The 3,323-nt window shown below is 64.6% G+C and carries 2 protein-coding genes; both read right to left on the reverse strand.

The annotated features are described in order from the left end of the window. Window positions 1–2,000 (reverse strand): PAS domain-containing protein (locus tag ACFHPP_RS30650; protein ID WP_437167015.1); only part of this gene is annotated, 2,000 nt, incomplete at its 3' end. A 169-nt stretch (window positions 2,001–2,169) separates the two neighbouring features. Beyond that, window positions 2,170–2,922, reverse strand: a complete 753-nt coding sequence (locus ACFHPP_RS30655) for an SH3 domain-containing protein (RefSeq protein WP_437167016.1) — start codon at window positions 2,920–2,922, stop codon at window positions 2,170–2,172. Window positions 2,923–3,323: the final 401 nt, after the last annotated feature.

A 3,323-nucleotide genomic window follows, 5' to 3' on the forward strand; every position in this document is an offset into this window, starting at 1 on the left:
CCGGCGATATCTTGCACGCGTCCGGCCATTTCAAATATTTCGGGCTTCAGGGCCTGGCGGCGTGCAAAGGCGAGAAGCTGGCGGGTCAGCGTAGCCGCCCGCTCACTCGTATCGACGATGGCATCGATGTAGCGACGCCGTCGTTCCTCTGGGAGGTCATGCCGTCGCAGCAGTTCAGCCGATGAGCGGATAATCGTCAGGAGGTTGTTGAAGTCGTGCGCAACTCCGCCGGTCAGCTGTCCCAAGGCGTCCAGCTTCTGGCTCTGGCGTAGTTGATCCTGCGCCTCAGCCAATTCGGCGGCCCGCTCGGCGGCCCGGGCTTCCAACGAATCATTCAGTTCGCGAAGCTGTTCCTCGGCCTGCCGGAATGCGGTGTTGTCGCGTGAGACAGAAAGCAGCTTCACCGGCACTCCGTTCGGGCCGTTGATCGGCGTCACCACCACGTCCCACCAACGTGGGGTACCCGCCATCGTCGTTGCGAAACCCTGAAAGCGGCCGGTGCCGCCGCGCCTTGCCTCCGCGACAGCAGCCAACGCCTTGGCGTGTTCGCCGCCGTGCCAGAGGTCAGGCCAGCAGGCACCTTCGACCGCGCCAAAGTCGTCGACCTCCATGACCTGCATTCCGCCTTCGCTCATGAAGAGCACGTGGGCTTCGAGGTCGAGAACCTTGATGCAGTCGGCAGAGCTCTGGATGACACAGCGGCTGAACTCCTCGCTGGCGCGCAGCGCCGCTTCCGCCTGCACCCGTTCCGTCATGTCGATGGTGACGGACAGCAGCGCGGGCGGCTGGCCATGCTCCCCGTCCAGGCGCGTCAGGCTGCAGTTGACAAAGACCAGCGCGCCATTGGGTTGGAGGTATCGCTTATCGAAGGAGGCAGGCCTTCCGGTTTCGGCTGTACATGTCGATTGTTTCAGGCTTACCGCGACGTCATCCGGATGCGTCACCTCGGCGAAGCTTGTCGCAAGCAGATCCACGCGCGACCGGCCCAGCATTCGGCAGAAGGCATCGTTGACGCGCCGGAAGCGGCCATCGAGGGCGATTTCAGCCAAGCCGACCGCCGCGAAGGTAAAGATGGCGTTGAGGCGTTGCTCGCTCATCCGAAGGTCGGCCTCGGCGACCACGCGCTCGGTCACGTCCGAGCCCTCGACGAAAATTCCAGCGACGTCGCCCTCTGAATTGGTGATTGGCTGGTAGACGAGGTCGATGAAGCGTTGTTCCACGGCGGCGCCCGGCCTACGCTGCAACCCGACGGGCAGGGCATGTCCGACAAACGGCTCGCCGGTTGTAAAGACCCTGTCCAGCAGCTCGTAGTAGCCTTGCCCCTCGAGTTCCGGCAGCGCCTCTCGCACCGAGCTGCCGACGACGCCGCGATGGCCGACGAGTTGCTCATAGGCGGGGTTGACGAAGTCGAATTTTTGCGCGCGGCCGCTAAGCATCGCCATGAAACTGGGGGCCTGTTCGAACATGCGGAACAGGCGGTCGCGCTCAGCCACATCACGCCGCTCAGCGAGGATGCGTCCGGTGGTCTCGACGACGGTGACGAGCACGCTCGCAACCGCACCGCTCTCGTCACGTAGCGGGCTGTAGGTCAGGTTGAACCAGGCCTCTTCCTGTTGGCCGCTTCGCTCAATGATCAGCTTCTGGTTTTCAAAGGAGCGCGTCTCACCGCAGAACACGGCGGCGAAGATCGGCGCGTTGAAGGCCCAGACCTCCGGCCAGCAGAAGCGGTTCGGTTGGCCCAGCCCTCCGGGGTGCTTTGGTCCCATGATCCGGGCGTAGCCGTCATTGTAGATCTGGACGAGGTCGGGGCCGGAGAGCAGGACCATGGCCATTGGCGAGCCAAGCACCAGGTCTACCGTGGCGCGCAAGCTGCCCGGCCAAGCCTTACACGGGCCGAGCGACGTCGATGACCAATCATGGGCGCGCATCAGTGCCCCCATCATGCCGCCGGCGATGGGAAAGCCGCAGGTGTTCTTGGCGTCGGCTGCATCGCACTGCATGGTTTGGTCGTATCTTCCGTTTTGTACATGTGCCTCCCTGCCGCCGGGCCGATGGTCGTTCTGGACCGTCGTGTCGTTGAGGGCAGGGTGGTCGCGAATAGGACTCTGGGTGTTCGAGGCTTTTGCCTTACGGGATGACGGCCAGGCATGACGAACCAGACGTTCTTGGTCAGGGGGAGGGGCCAAGCAGGCTGGAATGCGCCCATCCCAGGGCCGCCTGGCCATCGCCGAGGCGGATCCAGCCCCCAGGCGCCTGATCGAGCACGACGAAGCGGCGGCCACGCGGCGCCGTCCACAGGATGGCTGCGTCGCCTACCGGGGCCGACCGCACGCGCACCGGCGAGACCACCACCACGTGAGCCGCCGACGCGGCAGCGGCCTCGACTTGCAACGCTGCCGTAGCGGAGGCCGCCTCGGCAGCGGCGACCTGCAGGTCGCGGCAGTAGCGCAGGGCTGGAGCCTGCTGGGAGCCACCGCGCCCAAGACCAGGCCCAGCCTCCAGGATGACCATGGCCGAGCGGGTCTCCGGGGTCGTCCTGCCGTTCTGCGCGGCGGACACCCGGGCGGCTACGATGGGCTGGTTTAGGACAACCCGCGCAACGACCTGCATGGTCTCTGCGCCTGATACCGAAAGCAGACCGCAGACCACAAGCTCATCCGCCACGGCCAGCGGGTAGAGCCGGACGTTCACCAGACGGCCCTGCACATTCGCATCGTGCAGATGCGCACGGACGGCGGCCACCGCGACCTCCTCCTGCCGCAGGCTTAGACCGCTCTCGCCGCGCTGCGTGGCTTCCAGGACGGGGTCGGCCGCGGCGGCGCGCGGCTCGCGGCGGTCCCAGCCCCAAACCAGTGCGGCCGCACTGCCAGCCGCCAGTGCCGTCAAGCCTACAAGAGTTTTCGATACGGCATGGGCTGGCATGGTCGCGGGAATCCTCGAGGCTTTGGAGGGCGGCACGAGCTGCGCAGATGACGGGATCGTTTTGCGGCAGTGATCAGGCTGCCGGACAGTCGAAGTGGCTGCCCGGCAACAACCGGCGCGCCTTTGCTTCGCGACATGAAATGTATAGGCGCTAGCGTATTTTAATGCAACTTAATTTATCCGGATTCTTTATTATTGTGTCAGGATCCGTATCTTTGGATTGACAACGGCGTTTGCCGCGCGTCCGCAGCGACGATGGGTTTTCCTATAAAAACGCTTGCCGTGATTTAAACACTTTCGTACACGCAACATAGAGACCCGTGTTGCCCGGCGGCTGGCATCAGGAGAACGACGTGGCTCGTCTGCATCTGCCGCGCTGGCTCGCCTGGCTCGGCGCGCCG

The sequence above is a fragment of the Falsiroseomonas sp. E2-1-a20 genome (assembly GCF_051433195.1).
In the GTDB taxonomy this organism is placed as follows: Bacteria; Pseudomonadota; Alphaproteobacteria; order Acetobacterales; family Acetobacteraceae; genus Falsiroseomonas.

What these genes read in the sequence shown, in the direction of transcription:
- ACFHPP_RS30655 (WP_437167016.1), bottom strand. Translation starts at nt 2,922, where the DNA reads ATGCCAGCCCATGCCGTATCGAAAACTCTTGTAGGCTTGACGGCACTG.